This is a genomic window from Amycolatopsis sp. NPDC000009 (assembly GCF_055563465.1).
Genome location: NZ_JBVHDI010000010.1, coordinates 77,049 through 100,571, shown reverse-complemented (window position 1 = coordinate 100,571; position 23,523 = coordinate 77,049). Strand labels below are relative to the sequence as shown.

The 23,523-nt window shown below is 67.4% G+C and carries 26 protein-coding genes; 17 read left to right on the top strand and 9 right to left on the bottom strand.

The features are described from left to right. Positions 1-27 precede the first annotated feature (27 nt). Complete coding sequence (locus ACZ3HL_RS25320; protein WP_465416985.1) at positions 28-939, bottom strand: aminoglycoside phosphotransferase family protein; 912 nt, start codon at positions 937-939, stop codon at positions 28-30. Positions 940-1,027: 88 nt separating this feature from the next. On the opposite strand from ACZ3HL_RS25320, the gene ACZ3HL_RS25315 reads away from it, so the two are divergent. After that, positions 1,028-1,861, top strand: a complete 834-nt coding sequence (locus ACZ3HL_RS25315) for a slipin family protein (RefSeq protein WP_465416983.1) — start codon at positions 1,028-1,030, stop codon at positions 1,859-1,861. Positions 1,862-1,909: 48 nt separating this feature from the next. Here the strand turns inward: ACZ3HL_RS25315 and ACZ3HL_RS25310 are convergent, their stop codons facing one another. Then, positions 1,910-2,554 carry a DUF4190 domain-containing protein gene (locus ACZ3HL_RS25310; RefSeq protein WP_465534153.1) on the bottom strand — a complete coding sequence of 215 codons (645 nt, stop codon included), beginning with the start codon at positions 2,552-2,554 and terminating at the stop codon, positions 1,910-1,912. A gap of 49 nt (positions 2,555-2,603) precedes the next feature. Then, positions 2,604-2,978: a DUF4190 domain-containing protein gene (locus ACZ3HL_RS25305; RefSeq protein WP_465416979.1), complete on the bottom strand. Its 375-nt coding sequence runs from the start codon at positions 2,976-2,978 to the stop codon at positions 2,604-2,606. Between the two features lie 384 nt (positions 2,979-3,362). Here ACZ3HL_RS25305 and ACZ3HL_RS25300 point away from each other — a divergent pair, with 384 nt between their 5' ends. The 7 genes from ACZ3HL_RS25300 to ACZ3HL_RS25270 all read left to right on the top strand — a co-directional run bounded on the left by ACZ3HL_RS25300 (position 3,363) and on the right by ACZ3HL_RS25270 (position 10,599). Beyond that, positions 3,363-4,559: an acyl-CoA dehydrogenase family protein gene (locus tag ACZ3HL_RS25300; RefSeq protein WP_465416977.1), complete on the top strand. Its 1,197-nt coding sequence runs from the start codon at positions 3,363-3,365 to the stop codon at positions 4,557-4,559. Between the two features lie 115 nt (positions 4,560-4,674). Then, on the top strand, positions 4,675-5,190 hold the full coding sequence (locus ACZ3HL_RS25295; protein ID WP_465416975.1) for a YflT domain-containing protein: 516 nt from the start codon (positions 4,675-4,677) through the stop codon (positions 5,188-5,190). 225 nt (positions 5,191-5,415) lie between these two features. Then, positions 5,416-6,738, top strand: coding sequence for an ABC transporter substrate-binding protein (locus ACZ3HL_RS25290; protein WP_465534151.1), 1,323 nt, complete (start codon positions 5,416-5,418; stop codon positions 6,736-6,738). Further along, positions 6,735-7,685: a carbohydrate ABC transporter permease gene (locus tag ACZ3HL_RS25285; RefSeq protein WP_465416971.1), complete on the top strand. Its 951-nt coding sequence runs from the start codon at positions 6,735-6,737 to the stop codon at positions 7,683-7,685. Before ACZ3HL_RS25290 ends, ACZ3HL_RS25285 begins: the two co-directional genes overlap by 4 nt. Beyond that, positions 7,685-8,527: a carbohydrate ABC transporter permease gene (locus tag ACZ3HL_RS25280; RefSeq protein ID WP_465416969.1), complete on the top strand. Its 843-nt coding sequence runs from the start codon at positions 7,685-7,687 to the stop codon at positions 8,525-8,527. The genes ACZ3HL_RS25285 and ACZ3HL_RS25280 overlap by 1 nt, the downstream gene beginning before the upstream one ends. Positions 8,528-8,530: 3 nt before the next feature. Next, positions 8,531-9,709: an ABC transporter ATP-binding protein gene (locus tag ACZ3HL_RS25275; protein ID WP_465534149.1), complete on the top strand. Its 1,179-nt coding sequence runs from the start codon at positions 8,531-8,533 to the stop codon at positions 9,707-9,709. Between the two features lie 128 nt (positions 9,710-9,837). After that, positions 9,838-10,599, top strand: a complete 762-nt coding sequence (locus tag ACZ3HL_RS25270) for an NPP1 family protein (RefSeq protein ID WP_465534147.1) — start codon at positions 9,838-9,840, stop codon at positions 10,597-10,599. Here the strand turns inward: ACZ3HL_RS25270 and ACZ3HL_RS25265 are convergent, their stop codons facing one another. Continuing rightward, positions 10,600-10,839 (bottom strand): PspC domain-containing protein, encoded by a 240-nt coding sequence (locus ACZ3HL_RS25265; RefSeq protein WP_465416962.1) that lies wholly within the window; start codon positions 10,837-10,839, stop codon positions 10,600-10,602. 160 nt (positions 10,840-10,999) lie between these two features. Here ACZ3HL_RS25265 and ACZ3HL_RS25260 point away from each other — a divergent pair, with 160 nt between their 5' ends. After that, positions 11,000-11,923 carry a hypothetical protein gene (locus ACZ3HL_RS25260; RefSeq protein ID WP_465534145.1) on the top strand — a complete coding sequence of 308 codons (924 nt, stop codon included), beginning with the start codon at positions 11,000-11,002 and terminating at the stop codon, positions 11,921-11,923. A 346-nt stretch (positions 11,924-12,269) separates the two neighbouring features. Here the strand turns inward: ACZ3HL_RS25260 and ACZ3HL_RS25255 are convergent, their stop codons facing one another. Further along, on the bottom strand, positions 12,270-12,947 hold the full coding sequence (locus tag ACZ3HL_RS25255) for a TetR/AcrR family transcriptional regulator (RefSeq protein WP_465534143.1): 678 nt from the start codon (positions 12,945-12,947) through the stop codon (positions 12,270-12,272). Positions 12,948-13,069: 122 nt separating this feature from the next. Between ACZ3HL_RS25255 and ACZ3HL_RS25250 the strand changes: the two genes are divergently transcribed. Further along, entirely contained in the window at positions 13,070-14,596 is a 1,527-nt protein-coding gene (locus tag ACZ3HL_RS25250; protein ID WP_465534141.1) for an MFS transporter, read from the top strand. 59 nt (positions 14,597-14,655) lie between these two features. Here the strand turns inward: ACZ3HL_RS25250 and ACZ3HL_RS25245 are convergent, their stop codons facing one another. The 3 genes from ACZ3HL_RS25245 to corA all read right to left on the bottom strand — a co-directional run bounded on the left by ACZ3HL_RS25245 (position 14,656) and on the right by corA (position 17,411). Beyond that, entirely contained in the window at positions 14,656-15,501 is an 846-nt protein-coding gene (locus ACZ3HL_RS25245) for a chromosome partitioning protein ParB (protein ID WP_465534139.1), read from the bottom strand. Further along, complete coding sequence (locus ACZ3HL_RS25240; protein WP_465416952.1) at positions 15,498-16,145, bottom strand: metallophosphoesterase family protein; 648 nt, start codon at positions 16,143-16,145, stop codon at positions 15,498-15,500. Before ACZ3HL_RS25240 ends, ACZ3HL_RS25245 begins: the two co-directional genes overlap by 4 nt. 177 nt (positions 16,146-16,322) lie before the next feature. Next, positions 16,323-17,411, bottom strand: coding sequence for a magnesium/cobalt transporter CorA (corA, locus tag ACZ3HL_RS25235; RefSeq protein WP_465416950.1), 1,089 nt, complete (start codon positions 17,409-17,411; stop codon positions 16,323-16,325). 250 nt (positions 17,412-17,661) lie between these two features. Here corA and ACZ3HL_RS25230 point away from each other — a divergent pair, with 250 nt between their 5' ends. Together ACZ3HL_RS25230 and ACZ3HL_RS25225 are read left to right on the top strand one after the other, a co-directional pair. After that, positions 17,662-18,240: a MaoC family dehydratase gene (locus ACZ3HL_RS25230; protein WP_465416948.1), complete on the top strand. Its 579-nt coding sequence runs from the start codon at positions 17,662-17,664 to the stop codon at positions 18,238-18,240. A gap of 33 nt (positions 18,241-18,273) precedes the next feature. Further along, positions 18,274-19,377: a DUF2332 domain-containing protein gene (locus ACZ3HL_RS25225; RefSeq protein WP_465534137.1), complete on the top strand. Its 1,104-nt coding sequence runs from the start codon at positions 18,274-18,276 to the stop codon at positions 19,375-19,377. A 105-nt stretch (positions 19,378-19,482) separates the two neighbouring features. Here ACZ3HL_RS25225 and ACZ3HL_RS25220 read toward each other — a convergent pair whose 3' ends face one another. After that, positions 19,483-19,911: an NUDIX hydrolase gene (locus ACZ3HL_RS25220; protein ID WP_465534135.1), complete on the bottom strand. Its 429-nt coding sequence runs from the start codon at positions 19,909-19,911 to the stop codon at positions 19,483-19,485. Between the two features lie 186 nt (positions 19,912-20,097). Between ACZ3HL_RS25220 and ACZ3HL_RS25215 the strand changes: the two genes are divergently transcribed. The 5 genes from ACZ3HL_RS25215 to ACZ3HL_RS25195 all read left to right on the top strand — a co-directional run bounded on the left by ACZ3HL_RS25215 (position 20,098) and on the right by ACZ3HL_RS25195 (position 23,492). Then, complete coding sequence (locus tag ACZ3HL_RS25215) at positions 20,098-20,259, top strand: hypothetical protein (RefSeq protein ID WP_005167589.1); 162 nt, start codon at positions 20,098-20,100, stop codon at positions 20,257-20,259. A 24-nt stretch (positions 20,260-20,283) separates the two neighbouring features. Continuing rightward, on the top strand, positions 20,284-20,844 hold the full coding sequence (locus tag ACZ3HL_RS25210; RefSeq protein ID WP_034313292.1) for a PH domain-containing protein: 561 nt from the start codon (positions 20,284-20,286) through the stop codon (positions 20,842-20,844). Positions 20,845-20,895: 51 nt separating this feature from the next. Then, positions 20,896-21,759 carry a PHP domain-containing protein gene (locus tag ACZ3HL_RS25205; RefSeq protein WP_465416942.1) on the top strand — a complete coding sequence of 288 codons (864 nt, stop codon included), beginning with the start codon at positions 20,896-20,898 and terminating at the stop codon, positions 21,757-21,759. Next, positions 21,756-22,385, top strand: a complete 630-nt coding sequence (locus ACZ3HL_RS25200; RefSeq protein WP_016331481.1) for a MarC family protein — start codon at positions 21,756-21,758, stop codon at positions 22,383-22,385. Before ACZ3HL_RS25205 ends, ACZ3HL_RS25200 begins: the two co-directional genes overlap by 4 nt. Before the next feature lie 246 nt (positions 22,386-22,631). Continuing rightward, on the top strand, positions 22,632-23,492 hold the full coding sequence (locus ACZ3HL_RS25195) for a RecB family exonuclease (RefSeq protein WP_410651995.1): 861 nt from the start codon (positions 22,632-22,634) through the stop codon (positions 23,490-23,492). The last annotated feature ends 31 nt before the right edge of the window (positions 23,493-23,523 follow it).

The following is a 23,523-nucleotide window of genomic DNA, read 5'->3' as shown; positions in this document are numbered from 1 at the left end:
TCCCGGGGCCGGAGACGATTCGTGTGATCACCGCAATGCCCAGGCGGCGATTCCGGGGACGGCGGCGTAGGCCGGGTCTTCGGCGAGACTTTCGGGCGAGGCGCCCTCGGCGAGGTCTTCGTACAGCCAGGTCCAGTTCTGCACCGCGCGGACCAGCGTCCACGCCCGCGCGCGTTCGGCGTCCACCCCGGCGGCCGCGGCGAACCACGCGATCTTTTCGTCCATTGTGGACTCTTCTGCCCGGTTCCAGAGGATCGAGATCGCGCCGAACTCCAGATCACCCGAAAGCGGCTTCGGGTCGATCACCAGCCACGGTTCGCGTTCCCCGGCGAGGACGTTCTCGAAGTGCAGGTCCTCGTTCACCATCAGCTCACCGGCCTCCGGTCCGAGGTGCACGCAGATTTCCACGGCGGCGTCGAGGTACTTGCGATCGAAGGGTTCGCCCAGTTCGCTCCAGGTCTCCGGGAGTTCGGTGACCAGCTCCGCGGCTTCCTCGCGAAGGGATCGCCGCAGCGTCGCGGGAGCGGGGACGGCCAGCCGTCGCGCCAGGGCGCCGACGGTCTCGACGGCCTCCTGGATCGGCTCCGTTTCGAGCGACCGGCGGGCGTCGAGCCGCTCCAGGAGCAGCACGCCGTCCTCGGGCACGTTGTCGTACATCAGGACCGCGCCCTGACCGGCCCAAGTGGACAGTGCGAGCGGTTCGTCGGCGGATTCCTCGTGCGGCCAGCCGAGTTTGAGGATCGCGGGGGAGCCGTCCGCGCGGCGCACGGGCTGCGCGACGCCGACGAAACCGTGCATGGCCTCGCCGTCGTATTCGAGCTGCCATTCGGCGGTGTACTTCTGGGCGAGGAACGGGAGGGAATCGAGCCACTCGGCGGCTCCCGGTCCGAGGTCGGCGGCACGGTCGAGGAACTTGGGCGGGATCTTGAAACCGGTCACGAGCCCACCTTGGCAGGCCTGTCCACCGTGTTTCCCTCGTGACCAGCCGGGCGTACCGTGAACAGCGAGAACAACCCCGGGAGCAGCCATGGTGGTGGAGATTCTCAGTGCGGTCGCGGTCGCGGGCGGTGCTTGGCTCGCGACCAGCCTTCGCGTGGTGAAACAGTACGAACGCGGTCTCGTGTTCCGGTTCGGGCGGGTGCGCCCCGCGATCCGGGAGCCGGGGCTCGCGCTGCTGGTGCCGATCGCGGACAGACTGCAGAAGGTCAACATGCAGATCGTCACGATGCCGATCCCCGCACAGGACGGCATCACCCGCGACAACGTCACCGTGCGGGTGGACGCGGTCGTGTACTTCAAGGTGATCGACCCGGTGCTGGCCGCGGTCAACGTGCAGGACTACCGGTCGGCCGTCGGCCAGGTCGCGCAGACCTCGCTGCGGTCCATCATCGGCAAGAGCGACCTGGACGACCTGCTGTCGAACCGCGAACGGCTGAACGAGGGCCTGGAGCTGATGATCGACAGCCCGGCGTTGGACTGGGGCATCCACATCGACCGCGTCGAGATCAAGGACGTCGCGCTGCCGGAGTCGATGAAACGCTCGATGTCGCGCCAGGCCGAAGCCGAACGCGAACGGCGGGCACGGGTCATCTCGGCCGACGGGGAGTTGCAGGCGTCGCACAAGCTTTCGCAGGCGGCCGCGACCATGGCGGACACGCCGGCGGCGTTGCAGCTGCGGCTGCTGGAGACCGTCGTGCAGGTTTCGGCGGAGAAGAACTCGACGCTGGTCTTGCCGTTCCCGGTGGAGCTGCTGCGCTTCCTCGACGCGAACACGCCGAAGCGGGAGCCGGACGTTTCAGAGGGCAACGGTCAGGTGGCGCCGGCGCCCAGGGAGCCGGGCGACGTCGGTCAGGTCTCGTGAGTGGTAAGGACGGTTCTAACCGTCCTTACCACTCACGAGACCCAACGCTCACTCAAGCTCGCCGTTCACCCCGAGGATGATCATCGTCCCGCCGAAACCGACGTACAGCGCGATCACGACGTAGGCGATGATCACCGCCGCGAGCGCCATGCCGCGCCCGCCTGCCTCGCCGCGGTTCGCCCGCGCCAGCCCGATGTGTCCCAGGATCAGCCCGACGATCACCGTCACACAGGAGCAGATCCCGACGAGCGAGCACACCAGCCCGGCGATCGCCATCCCGTTGTCCTGCGAGCGCGGGGGAGCGACCGCCGCGTACGGGTTGTACGGCTGCGGCGACGGGTACGCCGCGGGCAACGGCCCGGGCGTGTACACCGGCGGGGCCAGCGGCTCCGGGGCCGCGTAGGGCGGGGGCACGGGTTCGGCGGTCAGCGGGTCGATGGCCTGCCCGTACGTCTCGACCGGAACCGGAACGGAAGCCGGCTCGGGAGCGGGATCCGGGGCGGAAGCCGAAGGCGGCTCGAACGGAGCGGGCGGCTCGAACGGCGGGGGTGGACTGAAGGGCTCAGGCGGCTGAAAGGGCTGCGGGCCCGACACGGTTTCGGGCGCCGAAGACACCACAGTCGGGTCCGAGAAGGTGTTCGAGTCGGTGTAGGACGACGTCGACGGTGTGTCCTGCGAGTCGGAACTGCTCATCCGGTTGCCCCCTGGTTCGTGCGGGACACCACCGTATCGTCCGAACGGGTCACGAGACTCCCGCGGCTCCGATCGCGAGCACCACGAAAACGAACCACAGGATGACCGGGATCAGCCAAAGCGCGGTCACGACGTACCCGATGATCATTCCGGCCTGCGCCATGCCCTGGCCGCCGGCTTCACCGCGTTTGGCCTTCGAGAGCGCGATGTGCCCGAAGATGATCCCCAGGATCGCCGGGAAGCACATGACGAGCCCGATCAGCGAGCACACCAGCGACGCCACGGCCATGCCCTGATCCGGCGGTCGCACATAGGTCTGCTGGACGTAGTACTGCTGTGGCGGCGGCTGATACGGCTGGAGTCCGTAGGGCTGCTCGAACTGCCCGGACGGCTGTCGGCCGTACGGGTCGTGCGGATTCGTCATGGTGGTCCCCTCGTAGGCGAGGACCGTAGCGTTACTGGAAAGCGCCGTGTTCCGCGGCGATGTCCATCGCGACCGGGATCGCGATGGCGTACAGGCGACGTGGCCCAGGACGATCCCCGGGATCACGGACACCAGCCCGAAGAGTGAAAGATCAGGGCCATCGCCAAGCCGGATTCCTTGCTCCGCGCCGGAGGCTGGTTCGGGACGGCGTACTGCTGCTGCGGCGGGAACCGCCAAAGGGCGGCTGGGCCACCTGTCACCGTAGTGCCATGGTCACGGATGGCGTACGCGTGACTGCGCTCATAGCGAGGTCCCACGCCAGGCGTCATACTCACCGGTAACCCAGCGCCGGGAGCCCGGCGCGCGCGAATTTAGGGAGCAGCGATGGCTCGCCTCGCCCAGACCGCCGGCTTGACCGACGTGCAGTCCGAAATCCTGGCCACGGTCCGCCAGTTCGTGGACAAGGAGGTCATCCCGCGCGCGCAGGAACTAGAGCATTCCGACACCTATCCCGCCGACATCGTCGAGGGGATGAAGGAGATGGGCCTGTTCGGGCTCACCATCCCGGAGGAGTACGGCGGCCTCGGCGAATCGCTGCTGACCTACGCGCTCGTGGTCGAGGAGATCGCGCGCGGCTGGATGAGCGTCTCCGGTGTCATCAACACGCACTTCATCGTCGCGCACATGATCAAGCAACACGGCACGCCGGAGCAGAAGCAGCACTTCCTGCCGCGGATGGCGACCGGCGAGGTCCGCGGCTCGTTCTCGATGTCCGAGCCGGACCTCGGCTCCGACGTCGCCGCGATCAAGACCCGCGCCCGCAAGACCGACGACGGTTACGTCATCGACGGTTCGAAGATGTGGCTGACCAACGGCGGCAGCTCCAATCTGATCGCGCTGCTCGTCAAGACCGACGAAGGCGCCGAGAAGGCCCATCAGAACCTGACCACGTTCCTGGTCGAGAAGCCCGAGGGCTTCGGCGAGGTCGCGCCCGGCCTCACCATCCCCGGCAAGATCGACAAAATGGGCTACAAGGGCGTCGACACCACCGAAGCCGTGTTCGACGGCTACAAGATCGGCGCCGACAAGGTCCTCGGCGAAGCTCCGGGCAAGGGTTTCGCGTACATGATGGACGGTGTCGAGGTCGGCCGCGTCAACGTCGCCGCCCGAGCCTGCGGCATCGCGATCCGCGCCTTCGAGCTCGCCGTCGAGTACGCCCAGCAGCGCAAGACCTTCGGCAAGGCCATCGCCGAGCACCAGGCGGTCGCGTTCAAACTCGCCGAGATGGCCACCAAGGTCGAGGCCGCGCATCTGATGATGGTCAACGCCGCCCGCCTCAAGGACTCCGGCGAACGCAACGACGTCGAAGCCGGCATGGCGAAGCTGATCGCCAGCGAGTACTGCGCCGAGGTCACCCAGGACTCGTTCCGCATCCACGGCGGCTACGGCTATTCGAAGGAGTACGAGATCGAGCGCCTCATGCGCGAGGCGCCGTTCCTGCTCATCGGCGAAGGCACCAGCGAAATCCAGAAGACCATCATCAGCCGCGGCCTGCTCCGCGAGTACAAGTCCCGCTCCTGAGGGAGCTGAAGGACCCTTTCGCCGCGTCCTATGCGGGGAAGGCGTCCTTCAGCTCACATTCGCGCCTTTCGCCCGTCCTTGAGAAGATGGACCAGGACGGGCGAGAGGTGATTACGTGAGTGCTCCCTTTGGCGGAAGCGGCCGGGCCGCGGGTGGGCTGCCCAGGCTGCCGACACCGCCTTCCGGCTGGCCGATCGGTTCCTACGCGACGTACGGCGAAGCCCAGCAAGCCGTCGGTTTCCTCGCGGAGAAGGAGTTCGGAGTCTCCGACGTGACCATCGTCGGTGTCGACCTGATGCTCGTCGAGCGCGTCGTCGGGCGGCTGAGCTGGGGCAGGGTGCTGGGCACCGGCGCGGTGTCCGGCGCGTGGTTCGGCCTGATCATCGGGTTGCTGCTGGGGATGTTCAACAACCAGGGTTTCGCCTGGCAGCCCATGCTCGGCGGGCTCGTGCTCGGCATCCTGGCGTGGACGGTCTTCGCGGCGATCAGCTACAGCATGTCCCGCCGCGACTTCTCCTCCGCGAGCCAGCTGGTCGCCGGCCGTTACGACGTGCTCTGCCAGCCGCGTTCGGCCGAACAGGGACGAGAGCTCCTCGCCCAGCTGGCGTTGGGCGGCCGCCCCACCGGATGACATTCGGCGGTACTCGTTCACCTGTTCGTCGTGCGGTCCGCTGAATCGTTACCGATACTGCTTGCGGGCGGTGATCGCCCGGAATAGGTTGCACAACACCAGTCGGGCGGTCGCGTACTCCAGCGTGTCCGCCCGAGCACTAGCACGTCGGGGTGCTGGCGCGCGGGCTTCTTCAACGCGTCCTAGTGCCGCCGCTCCCCGAGCGTGCGCGGGTGAGGAGGCCTCATGGGGAAGAGGATGAGCGCGAGCCGGAGGGGCCGCTCACCAGGCCGCACCGGCTCGCTACTCGGCGCGGTGGCGCTGACGGCCGGTTTGCTGGCGGGTTGCGGTTCGGATGCCGGGCTGAAGATCAACGTCTACTACGCGCCCGAAGACAATTTCCAGTCCGTTGTGGACGATTGCACCAAGGCATCGGGTGGGCGCTACGAGGTCGTCTACAACAAGCTGCCGCGAGGAGCCGACGGTCAGCGGGAGCAGATGGTCCGGCGGCTGGCCGCCGGGGACGATTCACTCGACGTGCTGGGGCTGGACGTCACGTGGGTCGCCGAGTTCGCCGAAGCGGGCTGGGCCGAGGAGTGGACAGGGGCGGCCAAGGCCGAGGCGACCGAGGGTGTCCTGCCGGGACCGCTCGAAACCGCCACGTGGAACGGAAAGCTCTACGCGGCGACCAAGAACACCAACGTCCAGCTGCTCTGGTACGACGACCGGCTGACCCCGACGCCGCCGAAGACCTGGGACGAGATGATCCAGCAGGCCCAGGCGCTCAAGGCGCAGGGCAAGCCGGCGAACGTCGTGTTCACCGGCGCGCAGTACGAAGGCCTGGTCGTCATCTACAACACGCTCGTCGAGTCCGCGGGCGGCAGGATCCTCTCCGACGACGGCAAGTCGGTCGTGATGGACGAGGGCGCGGTCAAGGCGCTGGAGATGCTCAAGAAGGTCACCACGGCCGGGATCACCGACCCGTCGCTGACCAACATGAAGGAGGACGACGTCCGCCAGGCGTTCCAGCGCGGCAACGCCGCCTTCGAGCTGAACTGGCCGTTCGTCTACGCCTCCTACGCCAAGGAGAAGAAGGACGAGCTGCAGCACTTCAAGTGGACCACCTATCCGGAGTTCGAAGCGGGCAAGCCCGCCAAGACCACGATCGGTGGTTACAACCTGGCGGTCAGCTCGACCTCGAAGCACAAGGCGGAGGCCTACGAGGTCGCGCTGTGCCTGCGCAGCGCGAAGAACCAGAAGTTCTCCGCGCTCAAGGACGGTGTCCCGCCGACCATCGAATCGCTCTACACGGACACGCTGCCCCTCGACGCGACGGCGCCGCAGAGTGACGACAACCCGAGTATGGAAACGAAGTACCCGATGCGGGAAACGATCCTGGAGGCCCTCAAGGACGCCGCGGTGCGTCCGCTGACCCCGGCCTACCAGAACGCCTCGACGGTGTTGTCGAAGGTGCTTTCCCCGCCGTCCGAGATCGATCCGCGGAAGACGGCGGAGAAGCTGAAGGAAGAACTCGCCGACGCGCTCCAGTCGAAGGGGGTGATCCCGTGACCGTGCAGGAAACCACCGGTTCCGCGACCGCGGCCAAACCGGGCAAGAAGGCGAAACCCGTCCTCAGTGAAGGAAAGAAGGCCGAGCGCAGACTCGGGCTGTGGCTGTGCGCCCCGGCGGCGATCGTGATGATCGCGGTCACCGGGTACCCGATCATCTACTCGATCTGGCTCTCCCTGCAGCGCTACGACCTCAGGTTCCCGGCGCAGCAGGAGTTCGTCGGCCTCGACAACTACATCGCGGTGCTGTCCAACGGTTATTGGTGGACGGCGTTCGGGACGACGATGGGCTTGACCATCGTTTCGGTGGTGATCGAGTTCGTCCTCGGGATGGGGCTGGCGCTGATCATGCACCGGACGCTCGTCGGGCGGGGCCTCGTGCGGACGGTCGCCCTGATCCCGTACGGCATCGTGACGGTGGTCGCGGCGTTCTCCTGGTATTACGCGTGGACGCCGGACACGGGCTACCTGGCCAACCTGTTCTTCCCGGACAGCGCGCCGCTGACCGAGTACTGGCCGTCGCTGGCGATCATCGTGCTGGCCGAGGTGTGGAAGACGACGCCGTTCATGGCGCTGCTGCTGATGGCGGGCCTGGCGCTGGTGCCGGACGACCTGCTGAAGGCCGCGGCGATGGACGGCGCGACGGCGTGGCAGCGGTTCACGAAGGTGATGCTGCCGGTGATGAAGCCGGCGATCCTGGTGGCGCTGCTTTTCCGCACCCTGGACGCGTTCCGCATCTTCGACAACATCTTCGTGCTCACCAACGGCGCGCAGGACACGTCGTCGGTGTCGATGCAGACCTACAACAACCTGGTCAAGGGGTTGAACCTCGGGATCGGGTCGACGATGGCGGTGCTGATCTTCATCACGGTGGCGATCATCGCGTTCATCTTCATCAAGGTGTTCGGCACGGCCGCACCCGGCAGTGACAATGGGGGTAAGCGCTGATGGCGATCGGTGGAGCGGTCACTCCCGGCCGCAAGTTCAAATGGGGCCTCGTCGACATCCTGGTCCTGGTGTTCGCGCTGTTCCCGGTGCTGTGGGTGGTCTCGCTTTCGTTCAAGACCAAGGAGACCCTGGCCGACGGGAACTTCATCCCGTCGGAATGGACGTGGCAGAACTACGCGGACATCTTCGAGACCACGGAGTTCATCAGGGCGCTGGTGAACTCGATCGGGATCGCGATCATCGCGACGGTGATCGCGGTCGTCCTCGGCACGATGGCGGCGTACGCGATCGCGCGGCTGGACTTCCCCGGCAAGCGGGTGCTGGTCGGGATGTCGCTGCTGATCGCGATGTTCCCCCAGGTGTCGCTGGTGACGCCGCTGTTCAACATCGAACGTGAGCTGGGGTTGTTCGACACCTGGCCGGGGCTGATCCTGCCCTACATCACGTTCGCGCTGCCGCTGTCGATCTACACGCTGTCCGCGTTCTTCCGGGAAATCCCGTGGGAGCTGGAAAAGGCGGCGAAGATGGACGGCGCGACCCCGGCGCAGGCGTTCCGCAAGGTGATCGCGCCACTGGCGGCACCGGGGGTGTTCACCACGGCGATCCTGGTGTTCATCTTCTGCTGGAACGACTTCCTGTTCGCGATCTCGCTGACCTCGACCGAGGCCTCGCGCACGGTCCCGGCGGCGTTGTCGTTCTTCACCGGGTCCTCGCAGTTCGAAGACCCCACCGGGACGATCTCCGCGGCCGCCGTGGTGATCACCGTCCCGATCATCCTGTTCGTGTTGTTCTTCCAGCGTCGCATCGTGGCGGGGCTGACGTCCGGTGCGGTGAAGGGCTGACCCATGGCTGAAATCGTTCTCGAAAAAGTGTCCAAGAAGTACCCCGACGGCGCCCTCGCGGTGTCCGAAGTGGACATCACGATCGCCGACGGTGAGTTCATCATCCTGGTCGGCCCATCCGGCTGCGGGAAGTCCACGACGCTGAACATGGTCGCGGGCCTGGAGGACATCTCCTCCGGCGAACTGCGCATCGACGGCCAGCGCGTCAACGAGAAGGCGCCGAAGGACCGTGACATCGCGATGGTGTTCCAGTCCTACGCGCTGTACCCGCACATGAGCGTGCGGGAGAACATGGCGTTCCCGCTGCGGCTGGCCAAGGTCGACGACAAGACGGTGCGGGCGAAGGTCGAAGAAGCCGCGAAGATCCTCGATCTGACCGGGCATCTGGACCGCAAGCCGGCGAACCTCTCCGGCGGGCAGCGGCAGCGCGTCGCGATGGGCCGCGCGATCGTCCGCAACCCCAAGGCGTTCCTGATGGACGAGCCACTGTCCAACTTGGACGCCAAGCTCCGCGGCCAGATGCGGACCTCGGTGTCGAAGATCCAGAAACAGCTGGGCACGACGACGCTCTACGTCACGCACGACCAGACCGAGGCGATGACCCTCGGCGACCGGGTCGTCGTGCTGCGGGGCGGCCACGTGCAGCAGATCGGGTCGCCGCAGTTCCTCTACGACAACCCGGCGAACCTGTTCGTGGCCGGATTCATCGGTAGCCCGTCGATGAACTTCGTGTCCGCGACGCTGGAGAACGGGGCGGCCCGCAGCGCGCTGGGCGACATCCCGCTCACCGACCGGGTGCGGCAGCTGGTCGAGGCCGCCGACGCGCCGCGCGACGTCATCGTCGGCATCCGGCCGGAGCACTTCGAGGACGCCGCGCTGGTGGACGCCGCCGCCCGCCAGGGCGCGACGTTCACCGCCCATGTGGACGTCCTCGAGTCGATGGGTTCGGAGAAGTTCGCGCACTTCTCGGTCGAAGGTGAGGCCGCGTCGTCGTCCGACCTCGCGGATCTCGCCGCCGACAGCGGTTCCTCGGACGTTCCCGGTTCCGAGTCGCAGATCGTGGCCCGCCTCTCGGCGGCCTCGTCGGCGGCGGAGAACCAGGACGTCCAGCTGTGGTTCGACGCGGACAAGATCAAGTTGTTCGACGGGGCCAGCGGCAAGAACCTGACCTACACCGACTAACCCTTCCTGTAGCGCGTGAAGGCCCCTTCCCTCAGCTCAGCCGAGGGAAGGGGCCTTCACGCGCTCGGCGGTTTACGTCACATGCGGTGATCGGGAATTCTGCCGGTACCTAGAGAAGGGCGCCTGCCTTGCCGAAGAAGCTGACACGCCGTCTCCTGCAGGGCCTGGCCGGAGCGGTCCTCATCACCACGCTCGCCCCGGCCGTCGCCTGGGCCGAACCCCCGCAGGCCTTGCCGTCGAACGCGACCGAGGCCGACCGCAAGTGGCAGCCCGCGTTCGACTACGACACCGACGGCTGCTACCCGACGCCCGCGATCTCGCCGACCGGCGCGGTGGCCACCGGGCTCAAGAACTCCGGAGCCCTCAACGGTCAATGCCGCGACCGGTCGGACCTGGACAACACCAACTCCTACGCGCGGTCGAAGTGCAACAACGGCTGGTGCGCCCACCTCTACGACCTGTACTTCGAAAAGGACCAGGCCGTCCCGCTCATCGACTGCTGCGGGCACCGGCACGACATCGAACACGTCGTCGTCTGGGTCAACGAGGGCCAGGCCCGGTACGTCTCGACGTCGGCGCACGGTAACTACTCGACGTACGACCGCTCCAAGGTCTCCTGGGAGGGGACCCACCCGAAGATCGTCTATCACAAGGACGGCGCGAGCACCCACTGCTTCCGCATCGCGAGCGCGACCGAACCGCCGGAGAACCACTACAACGCCTGGCAGTACCCGGACCTCGTCAGCTGGGACGGGTTCCCGCCCGGTATCCGGGACACGCTCGTCCGCGCCGATTTCGGCAGCGCGAGCCTGGCGATCAAGGACGGCTCCTTCGAGTACAACCTGGGGAAGGCCAAACCGGCGGGTATCCCCTTCGATCCCAACGCCTGATCAGTACTCGCTCTCGGGCAGGGCGAGCCACAGCACGAGATAGACGATGAACTGCGGCCCGGGCAGCAGGCAGGACAGCACGGCGAGCAGGCGGACCTTGCCCGGTGTGGTGCCGAAACGTTTGGCGATCCCGGCGCAGACGCCGCCGATCATGCGGCCCTGGCGCGGTCGGGTCAAGCGGGCGGCTACGGGGTTCGTCACGGGTCTTCCCTCTCTGTCATCACGGTGTGTGAAACCCATTCTCGTCTCGTGACGGCCCTGCCGCATCCCACCGCGGAACGAAACGCACCCTTAAGGGCGTGAAATCACGGTAAAGCGGTCACCTGGGAAAACGTGGCGGACCCTGTGTTCTTCGCCCGTAGGGGCTGGCGTTCCGCGATCTTTTGACGATACTGCTCCGGTGCCCCTGAAGAGACTCAGCGCGGTGTTCTGCGGTTTGTTCCTCGTCGCGGCCTGTGCCACCCCGGAACCGGCGGTGACGCCGTCGACCACGGCGGGTGAGGAGGCCCTGACCGCTTCCGAGGCGCTCGGGGAATACTCGTCGCTCGATTACTGCAGCCTCGTCGACCAGCGAAAAGTGATCGGCGGTGGAAACGCGGTCAAACCGCCGTTGACCTCTTTCGAGTTCTGCCGTCTCGAATTCGTCGAGGGCGCGAATCGCTACACCGTGACCACCGGCCCGATCACTTCCGGGCAGGATCCGAACAATCAGCCGTACGAATACGCCGGGCCGTTGCCGGAAGGCGTCAGCGTCCAGCGGTCGACGTTCAACGAGGACACCGCCTGCACCCGGCTGCTCACCTTCGCCGACGGGATCAGGCTGTCCATCACGGTGACCTCCGACGACACGGCGCCCGCCGATCAGGCCGACCGCTGCCGGATCGCCGACGCGACGGTCGACGGCGCGGCCGGGGTGATCGGCGCGCGCAAGGCCGGGCGGCTGAACCTGGACCAGCGTTCGTGGGGCCGCGTCGCCCCGTGCGCGCCGCTCGACCAGCACGAGCTCGACGCCGCCGCCGGCCCGGAGACGAAGCCGGCCCCGGCGCTTTCCGGGCACAGCTGCATCCGCGGCAAGGTCAGCTTCTCGCTGTCGGTGGGTGCGGACACCACGCCGGGCGCGACGGAGGCGCTGGGCGGGCGGCAGGTCCAGGTCACCACGTCCGGCGCGTTCTGCCAGGTGACCACGCACCGGCCGATCCCGGGCACCCCGGACCGGGTCGAGCAGGCGATGCTTTCGGTGGTGGGCGTCGACGGGGCGTCGGAGGACGTCACCTGCGCGGCGGCGCGAGAGGTCGCCGTCGCCGTTTTCCCGAAGCTCCCCTGACGCATTTCGTCCTCTGAATGCGGTCCTTGCGCGTGCAACTACCGCATCCAGAGGACTAAGTGCGGGGCTTGGGCTCCGGGGCGCGTGCACGAAGCCGGAACTCACGTGCTTGGAGGCGTAACTCGCGTGACTGAAGGCGTAACTCATGTGATTGGGGGACGACACGCCTGACGTCGGGTTCGGCGCGTGTCGTCCGTCTGGACACGCGAGTTCGCCGTCTGAACACGGGTGTTGCGCTCCCAACCACGCGAGTTACGCCTTCGAGCACGCGAGTTTCGTCCTCAATCACGCGAGTTACGCCTTTGAGCACGTGAAGGCCCCGCATTTAGAGGACTAAATGCGGAGGCTAGCGCAGCCGGGGCAGCCGGAAGGAGCACATCGCCTCGTCCAGCGCCTCGAAGTCCAGGGGCGGGTGCGGCAGTGGAGTGGCGCGGCCGGGTTCGGCGCGCAGGCCGTCGAGCAGCATCGCGAGGCATCGGCGCCACAGGTCCGGCTGGATACTGTGCGTGAACTCGATGACCGAGCCGAGCATCTGGTGCAGGAGCGGTATGTCCGTCGGCATGAAGTCTGCGCGGAGGGCGCCTGCCGCCTGAGCCCGTTCGACGAGCTCTGTGATCAACGGCACCATGCGGGATTTCGCCTCGGCGACGCGCTCCTGGCCGAAGGCGTTCGACAGCATGACTTCACGTAACCCGCGGTCACCGGCGTGCAGCTCGGCCGCGCGCCACGTGAAGCCCGCGAACCCTTCCCAGGGATCTTCGGCGCGAAGCGCTTCTTCGGCGAACTCGCGGATCGTCTCGAACTGGTCGACGAACATGGCCTCGACCAGGTGTTCCTTGCTCGGGAAGCGGCGATAGACGGTGCCGACGCCGACGCCCGCGTGATGCGCGACATCGTCGAGAGTCGCTTCGAGCCCGCGCTCGCCGAAGACAGTGTGCGCCGCCGCGATGATGCGCTGCCGATTGAGTTCGGCGTCGCGCCGCAGCGGCCGCGCCGGTGCGGCGGGAGCGAGTTCCCGAGCCATTCGTCCAGCTTAACAAACGAAGTAGAGGACACTTCTCCACTTCTTGTGTACCTTGGGCGCGGAAAGGGGAGATACCTACTCCACATAGCTTCTTCGTCACTATCGGTGAGGAAACCGCCCGTATGCCTGATTCATCCACCGCTGTCGCCACGCCGCCGGGGGACGCGGCCGCGCAGCACACCAACCCGCACCACGCCAGGAGATGGCTGATCCTGGTGATGATCGGCCTCGCTCAGCTGATGGTGGTGCTGGACGCCACCGTCGTGAACATCGCGCTCCCGTCGGCGCAGCAGGACCTCGGCTTCTCGAACGACGCCCGCCAGTGGGTCGTCACCGCCTACGCGCTCGCGTTCGGCAGCCTGCTCCTGCTGGGCGGGCGGCTCGCGGACCTCTTCGGCCGCAAACGCGCGTTCCTCGTCGGGCTCGCGGGCTTCGCCATCGTGTCCGCGATCGGTGGCGCCGCCACCAGCATCGAAATGCTGCTCGTCGCCCGTGCCGCACAGGGCGTCTTCGGCGCGCTTCTCGCGCCGGCCGCCCTTTCGCTGCTGACCACGACGTTCACCGACCCGAAGGAACGCGGCAAGGCGTTCGGCGTCTTCGGCGCGATCGGCGGTGGCGGCGCGGCGATCGGCCTGCTGCTCGGCGGCGTGCTGACCGAGTACCTCGACTGGCGCTGGTCGATGTACGTCAACATCATCTTCGCGGTGATCGCGTTCGCCGGTTCGGCCGTGCTGCTGAAGAACTCCGAGACCGATGGCCCGCGCCCGAAGCTCGACATCCCGGGCACGATCACAGCGTCGGCCGGTCTCTTCGCGCTCGTCTACGGTTTCGCGAACGCCGAGCGCGACTCGTGGTCCTCGGTGTCGGTCTGGGGTTTCCTCGCCGCCGGTGTCGTCCTGCTGGCCGCGTTCGTCGTGATCCAGCAGCGTGCCGAACACCCGCTCCTGCCGCTGCGCGTGCTGCTCGACCGCGACCGCGGCGGCTCCTACCTCGCGATGTTCCTGCTCGCCATCGGGATGTTCTCGATCTTCCTGTTCCTCACCTTCTACATCCAGCTGAACCTCCAGTTCACGCCCGTGCAGAGCGGTGTCGCGTTCCTGCCGATGGTGGCCACCCTGATGGCCAGCGCGACCTCGGCCACGGCCGTGCTGCTGCCGAGGTTCGGCGCGAAACCGTTGGTGTCACTGGGAATGCTGATCGCCGGCGCCGGCCTGTTCTGGCTCTCGGCCATCGACACCACCAGCACGTACGCCGGCGGGGTGCTGTTCCCACTGATGATCATGGGCGTCGGCATCGGCCTCGCCATGGCGCCCGCGATGAGCGTCGCGACCTTCGGCGTCGACACGCACGACGCCGGTGTCGCGTCGGCGGCGGTCAACACCGCGCAGCAGGTCGGCGGCTCGATCGGGACCGCGCTGCTGAGCACGCTGGCCGGTAACGCGGCGACGTCGTTCCTGGTGGGGAAGGCGCCTTCGCCGCAGCTTGCGGCCGAAGCGGCTGTGCACAGTTACACGACCGCTTTCGTGTGGGGCGGGTGGATCTTCGTGATCGGTGCGGTGATCTGCGGGCTGCTGCTCCGGTCGGGTGCTCCGGCGAAGGCTCCCGAAGATACTTCTTCGGATGCTGCGCCGGTCGCCGTGCACATGTAGTCAAGTACATGAAGGCCCCCTTCCTTGCGCCTAGGTACAGGAAGGGGGCCTTCATGTACCTAGGTGGGCCGCGACTGCGATCGCACGGCCTCGAAGACCTCGTCGTCCCACCGGTGCGTCCGGATCAACCGGTACCGTTCGCAAGCCACCCACAGATACGCCTCGGCATCCGTGCGCGAGCCGATCAGGTCCGCCTGCCGCAGCATCGCCACCACCGGCACGAACTCCTCGTCGAACCACCGCTGCGCCAGCGTCGCGCGGTCCGAGTACGCGCCTTCGTCCTGCATCAGCCGGAAACCCCACGCCTCCACGTGTTCACCGAGCCGCGCGTAGTCCCACGGATCCGTGAACACCACCGAAGCCCGCGCGTGCCCCGAAAGCGGGACGCGTTCCAGGAACAACCGCCGGTAGTCCTTCACGATCAGGTCGCCGCGGTACCGGATCCCGCTCGGGTCCAGTTCGGTCCGCACCTCGGTGACCATCGCCTCTATTGTGGACAGTCGCATCGCGTGCGCCACCGAAACGCGGTGGTGGCCGTCGATGATGAAATGCAGTTCGCCGACGCGGTACACCTCGATCGGCGGAATCGACTCGCCGCGCCGGGTGGCGAGCGCCAGCCGCTCCCAGCGTTCGCGAACCCGCCCGGACGTCGGGCGGAAGCGCCGGTCGAAGTCGCGGCCGCGGTCGACGCTGCCGACGATCGAGTCGAGCCGGATCACCCGCGCCCCGATCTTCCGTTCGCCGAGATAGCCGAGCGCGTCGACCACCTCGTGGAACGGCAGCATGATGTTGACGTCGTCGGGTTCGCGGCGCAGCCAGTTCGCCAGCCGGGACAGCACCTGACGCCGTCGCGCGCGGAGGAAGTCGTGCTCCGCGTCCGCGCGGGGAAAGCCCGTGTCCTTCATGAGAACTCCATGATCCGGTGCCCGACCACGTTGCGGATCGTGGTCCCGCCGACCACCCGGTCCGGCACGGGTTCACCGTGCGGGTGGATATGCCCGTGCAGCAACCACTTCGGGCGCAACAACTCGATCGTGCGATGGAGACAGTCGAATCCGCGGTGCGGCGGATCCTCGCGGTCGCCACAGTGCCGCGGCGGCGCGTGCGTGAGCAGGACGTCGACGCCTCGTCCGTCCCGCCAGCGGCGGAGCCGGGCCCGGCGCACGAGCCGCCGGGCACGCCGCGCCTGCTGGCGTTGCGTCCACTGGTTCGGGCCGTCGTTGTAGCGCACCGAACCGCCGAGCCCGGCGAACCGGAGCCCGCCGACGTCGACGATCCGGCCGTCCGCGTTCACCCCGCCCGCCGGCCCGGGCCACACGGTGGGAAAACCGTCCTTCATGGACAGTCCGCCGTAACGGGTGTAGCCGGACAGATCGGGGTCGTGGTTTCCGGGGACGAACACGCACGGCACGTCGAGCGCGCCCGCCAGGAACTCGAGGTAGTCGTACGGCAGGTCGCCGGCGCCGATCACGAGGTCGGCCGGGTGGTTGCGGACGGCGGACGTCCACAGCCGCTCTTCGACCTCGTCCGCGACCACCAGCGCTTTCACGCGCTCCAGGGTAAGCCCGGTGACGCTACTTCGGGCCGTGCGCGAACGCGGGGTCCTTGGCGATGATCGCGACGACGATGCCGAGCCAGACGACGCAGAACGCCAGCGCCCAGAACTTGAGGTTGGTCAGGATCCTTGGCATGGGGAACTCCAGGTACTACCGAAAGCGGGAAGAGGTCAGAGCCAGCGGTTCTTCCTGAATATTCGGTAGAGCAGGATGCAGACGCCGAAGATGACCGTCATCGCCACGGGGTAGCCGAACCGCCAGTGCAGCTCGGGCATGTAGTCGAAGTTCATCCCGTAGATGCCGGCCAGCGCCGTGGGGACCGCGATGATCGCCGCCCACGCGGTGATCTTGCGCATGTCGGTGTTCTGCTGGAGCGTGATCTTCGCCAGGGTCGCGTCGACCAGGGTGGTCAGCAGTTCGTCGAAGTTCGCGACCCGCTCCGCCACGGTCGTCAGGTGGTCGGAGACGTCACGGAAGTACGAGCGGACCTCGTCCGGGATCAGCCGCGTGTACCCCTCGGCGAGGCGCTGCAGCGGGGTGCCCAGCGGCATGACCGCGCGGCGCAGCTCCAGCACCTCGCGCTTCATGAAGTAGATCTGCTCGGCGCTCACCTTGGACCGCGGCGCGAAGACGTGCGTCTCCATCTCGTCGATGTCGGCCTCGATCGCGGTGGTGACGTCGAGGTAGTGGTCGACGACGTGGTCCGCGATCGCGTGCAGCACCGCGGACGGCCCCAGGTCGAGCCGCTCCGGGTCCTGGTCGAGTTCGCGGCGCAGCCTGGCGAGCCCCGAGTGGTTCCCGTGCCGCACGGTGATCACGAAGTCGCGGCCCAGGAAGGCCATCAGCTCGCCCGTCTCGACGATCTCGTTCGCCGTGGCGGGCGACTCGTGCTCGACGTACCGGACGGTCTTCAGCACCATGAACAGCGTGTCGTCGTAGCGCTCCAGCTTCGGCCGCTGGTGTGCTTCGAGCGCGTCCTCGACGGCCAGCTCGTGCAGGCCGAACGTGTCCGCGATGCCCTGGATCTGGACCGCGTCGGGCTCGTGCAGGCCGATCCAGACGAACCCGGCGTGCCGTTTGCGCACCTCTTTGATGGCCTCGGCGTGCGTCCAGCGGCCGGGCAGGCGCTTGCCCTCCACGTACACCGCGCAATCGACGACGTACGCCGACAGGGGGACGGGCAGCGGGCGCTGGGGGACGCTCTTGGCGCGGCCGTTGCTCCGGCCGCGAAGGCCGCCGAGCGAGGGAATGGCAGGCATGGGATCTCCTGGGCAGACGTCGTGCGTTGATGCGCGAAGACGACGGGCCAAGCGGTCGGGGGGCCGCTCGGCTAGGCCAGCGTTCCCGGTTTCGTCAGCCCTGCCAGGTGGGGATCCGGCGAGATGTGAAGGCGGAAACGCTGCGACTACTAGGAAGCGGACTATCGCCACTGGACATCGGGTTCCTCACCTCCTTCGGCTCGGCGGACGGTTACGCAGTGGTGTGGGTCGCGTTGACGACCTGACACCAATGGTCGAGGGTACTCCTCAACATGAAGGCCTGTCGTTCCAGGCTCACGCCGCGTTACTCGTGCAGGAGGAATGGGTGCAGTTCGGTCGCTATTACGAAGAGTTCGAGGTCGGTGCGGTCTACAAGCACTGGCCGGGCAAAACGGTCACCGAGTACGACGACCACCTGTTCTGCCTCATCACCATGAACCACCATCCGCTGCACCTCGACGCGCACTACGCCGGGGAGACCACCGACTTCGGCAAGAACGTCGTGGTCGGCAACTACATCTACTCACTGCTGCTGGGGATGTCGGTGCCGGACGTGTCCGGCAAGGCGATCGCGAACCTCGAGGTCGAGTCCCTGAAGCACGTGAAGCCGACCTTTCACGGTGACACCATCTACGGCGAGACCGAGGTGCTGGACAAGACGCCGTCGAAGTCGAAGGACGACCGGGGCGTCGTCTACGTCGAGACCCGCGGCTACAAGCAGGACGGCACGATCGTGTGTGTCTTCCGTCGCAAGGTGATGGTGCCGAAGCGGTCTTACGGTGACAGCAGGGGTGGTGAACAGCCCGGCCGCCCCGTCCCGCACGAATAATAGGTGCCACGAACGGGAAGAGGGAGCGCGTCGATGCCCATCGGGCTGGATGAGATCAAGAGCCGTCTGCGGAAGTTCGCGACGGTCGAGGCGGCCGGTGTTTCGCCGCTGTACGAGCACTTGGCGGCGAAGGCGGCCGAGGACGACGACGTCGCCGGTCTCCTGACCGGCGCACGTGGCGGTGAAGCGCGCGGAACGCTGCTCATGGCGACGGCGCACCGGCTCATCCAGGCCGACCCCATCCACCCGCTCTCGCGGTACTACCCGTCCGTCGGCGGTTTCGACGGCGTGGACTCGGAGACGTGGCCGTTGTTCCGCTCGTTCCTGCTGGAACGGGCGGACAAGGCCCGGGCGATCATCTCCTCGCGGTACACGCAGACCAACGAGGTCCGCCGTGCCGCGCTGCTCTACCCCGCGATGACGACGGCCGCGAAGGAGGCGGGCGGGAAGATCGCGCTGCTCGAGGTCGGCTGCAGCGCTGGGCTGCTCCTCGGCATGGACAAATACGCCTATCGCTACCAGTGCGACGGCGGCGAACAGCTCACCGCCGGGCCCGCGAAGACCGCGGTCGGCCTGCACTGCGCGCTGGACCTCGCGCCCGGCGCCGTCACGCCGAAGGTGCCGAAGAAGCTGACGATCACCGCCCGCGCCGGCCTCGACCGCGCCCCGGTGGACCTGGCCGACGAGGACGAACTGGCCTGGCTCGAAGCCTGCGTCTGGGCCGACCAGCCGGACCGGATCCGGCTCCTGCGCACGGCCGCGGCGGCACAGGGCAAGCAGCGGCCGGACTTGATCGCGGGCGACGCCGTCGACGATCTCGCCTCCGCGGCGGCCACCCTGCCCGCCGACGCTCCGCTCGTGGTCTTGACCAGTCACGTGCTGGCGTACCTGGGGGAGCGGCGGGCGGACTTCCTCGAGGAGCTCCGGAAACTGGCCGCGGACCGGCCGCTGTGGTGGGTCAGCGAGGAGTTCTACGCCGCGGCGCTGGAACCCCTGGTGCCCGGCAGGACCGAACTGGCCGAACCGGTGGACCAGGCCGTGCTCGGGCTCGTCCGCTGGGACGCCGGTGTGCCGGACGTGCGAGCGCTGGCCCGGACGGCCCCGCACGGACAGCGGATGACCTGGTTGCCGGTTTAGCGTTCCGCTCTCTCGCGAGATGTCGGGAATGTGTCGGCGAGGATAATTTTCACCTCTTCCGCTGCTTTATCCTCGCGGCTTTTGCCGAGTCGTGCACAGCGGGTGTCAAGGTGACGGCGCGACCTCGGACGGCAGCACTCCCCAATCGCGGAGAGTGACGAACAGGAGTTCGGCCAGGTGACCGTCTTCGTCGAGTTCGATCAAGGTTCCGGCGTCGATCCACCGGGCGTCGGTGGCGTCGTCCCCGGCACGGAGAGTGCCGCCGGTGACCGCGCAGGCGTAGTCGTGGATGTCATAGGAGCCGCGGCGGACGTTGCCGACGAGTGTGCCCGGTATCACGTCGAGCCCGGTCTCTTCGCGCATCTCCCGGATAACGGCCGCTTCGTCCGTTTCGCCTGGTTCGACACGCCCGCCGGGGACCGACCAGAGTCCACGTCCGGGTTCATTCGCGCGGCGGATCAGCAGAATCCGCCCCAGTTCGTCGTAGACGATGCCGCCTACACAGCGGACGGTGCTGTCCGAAACGGTGTTCATTCCCGAATGGTAGACGCGGGCTTCCTGACAATGGCTGTCCTGTACACGGAGAGTAGCCGTACGGTACACTTCTCCTCGCCGGCTGACCCAAGCGCGGGACTTCCCTCCCGCGCCGGTGGAAGGTGCGGTACAAAATGAATGGTCAGTATCCGCAGTCAGTCACCGTAAGAGACAGGATTGATCGCTGTGAACGCGAAAAAGCTCCTCACTTTCGCAGGAATCGCGTTGGTGCTGTTCTTCGTGATCGCGCAGCCAGGTCAGGCCGCGGGCCTCGTGGGAAACATCATCGGCTTCCTGCGTGACTCGGCCGAATCGGTGATCACCTTCGTCAGCAACGTCTTCAGCTAGCGGGGGAGCGGATACTCTATCGGTATGTTCGCCCCACGCGATCCAGACGAGTATCTCCTCGACACCGAGCGGCGGGTCATCAGGATCCGCCGGCACTGGGCTGTGCTGTTGTGGGAAACCTTCGAGACGGCCGCGTTGCTGGCCGTCTGCGTCCTGGTCTCCTACCTGTTGCCGCCCGCCGCGTGGGTCATCCAGAACATCCTCTGGTATGCCGCGTTGCTCATCATCCTGCGCTTCGCGTACGTGGTGATGGAGTGGTGGGTCGAGCGCCTGGTGGTCACGGACAAGCGGTTCGTCATGACCACCGGTGTCTTCACCACGAAAGTGCTGATGATGCCGATCACCAAGGTCACCGACCTCACCTACGAGCGTTCGGCGTGGGGCCGGATGATGGGGTACGGGACCATGGTGGTCGAGTCCGCCGGTCAGATCCAGGCGCTGAACCGCATCGACTACCTGCCCAAGCCGGAAGAGTTCTACGACACGATTTCCGAGCTCGTCTTCGGCGACAAGCAAAAGCAGGCCGAGCGCTTTTCGATGATCAAGGCGCAGCGTGCGGCGCGCGGCAAGAAGAAGGTCGGTTAGCGCAGGTCCCGGGGTCGCTGTGACCTGGAGCATCGTCGATACTGAGCGGCGATGCGCATCGACCTGCACGCCCACTCCACCGCCTCCGACGGCACCGACAGCCCTGCCGGGCTGGTCGCCGCCGCCGCGAAGGCGGGCCTCGACGTAGTCGCGATCACCGATCACGACACCACGGCCGGCTGGGCCCCGGCCGCCGAGGCACTTCCGCCGGGACTGACGCTGGTCCCCGGCGCCGAGCTGTCCACGATCTCCGTCGATCCGGTGACCGGGCGGCATATCAGCGTTCACCTGCTCGCGTACCTCTTCGACCCGGCGTCGCCGTCGGTCGTCGCCGAACAGACCCGGCTCCGGTCGGAGCGGCGGTGGCGGCTGCGCGTGATGGCCGAGCGGATGGCCGCCGACGGACTCCCCGTCGATCCCGACGAGGTCATGTCGCTGCTGCCGGAGGACGGTTCGGCCGGGCGGCCGCATCTCGCGCAGGCCCTGGTGCGGGCTGGCGTCGTCTCGTCGGTGAACGAGGCCTTCGCGAGCTATCTCGGCAACGGCAGCGGCTACTTCGTGGCGCGGCGGGACACCCTCGTGGAGGACGCGATCGACATGATCGCGGAGGCGGGCGGCGTCACCGTCATCGCGCACCCCTTCGCCTACACGCGCGGCGCGACCATCACCGTCGACGTGCTCGCCGGGCTGGCCGCGCACGGGCTCACCGGCGTCGAGGTCGACCACCCTAACCACGACGAGGAGACGCGCGTCCGGTTGCACGGGCTGGCGGGGGAGCTGGGGCTCGTGCGCACCGGTTCGAGCGATTACCACGGCACGAACAAGACCATCGATCTCGGCGACGAGACCACCGACCCGCTCGCGCTCGAAGAACTCGTCGCGCGGTCGACCGGCTACCAGGTCGTGACGCGGTGACGATCACGGACTTCTTCGACGCGCGCCTGTTCATGAGCGCGACGATCACGCTGATCGTCATCATGGACCCGCCCGGCACGGTTCCGGTGTTCCTGAGCCTGACCGGCCGCAAATCGGTGGCCTTCCGCGCCAAGGCCGCGCGGCAGGCGGTGCTGGTCTCCTTGCTGGTGATCTCGCTGTTCGCCGTTGCGGGACAAGCGATCCTGTCGTATCTCGGCATCGGGATCCCGGCGCTGCAGGGTGCGGGCGGGCTGTTGCTGTTGCTCATCGCGCTGCAACTGCTGACCGGCAAGACCGGCGGCGAGGCCGAGGCGGCAGGCGACGACGTCAACGTCGCCCTCGTGCCGCTCGGGACCCCGCTGCTCGCCGGCCCGGGCGCGATCGCCGCGACCATCGTCTTCGTACGGCAGGCTGATGGGCACGTCGGCGCGTACGTGGCTCTCGCGCTTTCGATCGTGACGGTGCACTTCGTGCTGTACCTGTGCATGCGGTATTCGGGCGTGGTCATCCGGCTGATCAAGGAAAGCGGGATCACGCTGCTGGCGAAGATCGCCGGCCTGCTGCTGGCCGCCATCGCGGTCGAGCTGGTGGCGAACTCGGTGAAGGGCTTCATCTCGGGCACGTGACCGGCCGCGAGTGGTAGCAAAGGTCCCTTGCTCCCGGCGATAAGGTCCGGGTCCCGGTTCGTCCGGTGTCCCCAATGTGGCATTGGAGACACTGAGCGTCTCCAATGCCACGTTGGGGACACTCAACCCTCCACGGGCTTCGCCGGATCGCAGAACCGGCGATAGCAAAGGTCCCTTGCTCCCTTCCTGGGGATCCCCTCGAAAAGTGTCGGTGGGGGTGCGTAGCGTTGCGCGCGGGGTGATCCGATGGAGCAGATTGGTTTCGACTTCGGCGTCGAGGCGCCGCGCAAGCTGACGAAGGTCTCGCCCGCGCGCCTCGCGACGTTCGAAGACTGCCCGCGCCGCTACCGCATGGCGTATCTCGACCGCCCGTCGCCGGTACGCACCGGCGCGTGGGCGCACAGCACGCTGGGTGCGGTGGTGCACAACGCTTTGCGGGCGCTGTTCGACCTGCCGGTGATCAAGCGCGTGCCGCAGCGGGCGATGGCGCTCGTCGCCGAACACTGGAAGGACGCCGGGTTCGAAGACGCCGACCAGGCCGCCCGGTACCGCGCCAGGGCCAAGGCATGGGTCGCGGAGTACGTCGAGCACAACGACGTCAGCGTCGATCCCGTCGGGCTGGAGCGCTGGGTTTCGGCGCCGGTCACGCTCGAGCCGGGCAGCGGGCCCAGCCTCATCATCGAAGGCCGCGCGGACCGGATCGACCAGCGCGGCCGGGAATTGGTGATCATCGACTACAAGACCGGCCGCCGCGAGCCGGACGAGTACGAGGCCCGTTCGTCGCAGGCCTTGGCGCTGTACGCGGTCGCGGCCGCCAGGACACTGCGGACGCCGTGCTACCAGGTCGAGCTGCACCACGTGCCCACCGGGACCATCGCGGCCGCCGAGCACACCGAAGAGAGCCTGAAGCGGCATCTCCAACGCGCCGACGAGACCGCCGGGGATCTGCGGCTGGCAGCGGATACCCTGGACGCCGGCGGCGACGAGGACGTGTTGTTCCCGGCGCGCCCTGGCCGTCGTTGCTCATGGTGCGACTTCCGGCCCAGTTGCGCGGCAGGCCAGGAGGCCGGGCCCGCGGCTCAGCCGTGGGAGTTGCTGGCGCCCTAGATTCTCGAAACCCGACGATTGGACAGGCGAG

Bases quoted from the DNA above. Each gene is read 5' to 3' on its own strand.
- ACZ3HL_RS25205 (WP_465416942.1), top strand. From the start codon at position 20,896: ATGCGCATCGACCTGCACGCCCACTCCACCGCCTCCGACGGCACCGAC.
- ACZ3HL_RS25255 (WP_465534143.1), bottom strand. From the start codon at position 12,947: ATGGCTCGGGAACTCGCTCCCGCCGCACCGGCGCGGCCGCTGCGGCGC.
- ACZ3HL_RS25290 (WP_465534151.1), top strand. From the start codon at position 5,416: ATGGGGAAGAGGATGAGCGCGAGCCGGAGGGGCCGCTCACCAGGCCGC.
- corA (WP_465416950.1), bottom strand. From the start codon at position 17,411: ATGCCTGCCATTCCCTCGCTCGGCGGCCTTCGCGGCCGGAGCAACGGC.
- ACZ3HL_RS25280 (WP_465416969.1), top strand. From the start codon at position 7,685: ATGGCGATCGGTGGAGCGGTCACTCCCGGCCGCAAGTTCAAATGGGGC.
- ACZ3HL_RS25250 (WP_465534141.1), top strand. From the start codon at position 13,070: ATGCCTGATTCATCCACCGCTGTCGCCACGCCGCCGGGGGACGCGGCC.
- ACZ3HL_RS25305 (WP_465416979.1), bottom strand. From the start codon at position 2,978: ATGACGAATCCGCACGACCCGTACGGCCGACAGCCGTCCGGGCAGTTC.
- ACZ3HL_RS25225 (WP_465534137.1), top strand. From the start codon at position 18,274: ATGCCCATCGGGCTGGATGAGATCAAGAGCCGTCTGCGGAAGTTCGCG.
- ACZ3HL_RS25230 (WP_465416948.1), top strand. From the start codon at position 17,662: ATGGTCGAGGGTACTCCTCAACATGAAGGCCTGTCGTTCCAGGCTCAC.
- ACZ3HL_RS25210 (WP_034313292.1), top strand. From the start codon at position 20,284: ATGTTCGCCCCACGCGATCCAGACGAGTATCTCCTCGACACCGAGCGG.
- ACZ3HL_RS25300 (WP_465416977.1), top strand. From the start codon at position 3,363: ATGGCTCGCCTCGCCCAGACCGCCGGCTTGACCGACGTGCAGTCCGAA.
- ACZ3HL_RS25220 (WP_465534135.1), bottom strand. From the start codon at position 19,911: ATGAACACCGTTTCGGACAGCACCGTCCGCTGTGTAGGCGGCATCGTC.
- ACZ3HL_RS25195 (WP_410651995.1), top strand. From the start codon at position 22,632: ATGGAGCAGATTGGTTTCGACTTCGGCGTCGAGGCGCCGCGCAAGCTG.
- ACZ3HL_RS25275 (WP_465534149.1), top strand. From the start codon at position 8,531: ATGGCTGAAATCGTTCTCGAAAAAGTGTCCAAGAAGTACCCCGACGGC.
- ACZ3HL_RS25245 (WP_465534139.1), bottom strand. From the start codon at position 15,501: ATGAAGGACACGGGCTTTCCCCGCGCGGACGCGGAGCACGACTTCCTC.
- ACZ3HL_RS25265 (WP_465416962.1), bottom strand. From the start codon at position 10,839: ATGGGTTTCACACACCGTGATGACAGAGAGGGAAGACCCGTGACGAAC.
- ACZ3HL_RS25315 (WP_465416983.1), top strand. From the start codon at position 1,028: ATGGTGGTGGAGATTCTCAGTGCGGTCGCGGTCGCGGGCGGTGCTTGG.
- ACZ3HL_RS25310 (WP_465534153.1), bottom strand. From the start codon at position 2,554: ATGAGCAGTTCCGACTCGCAGGACACACCGTCGACGTCGTCCTACACC.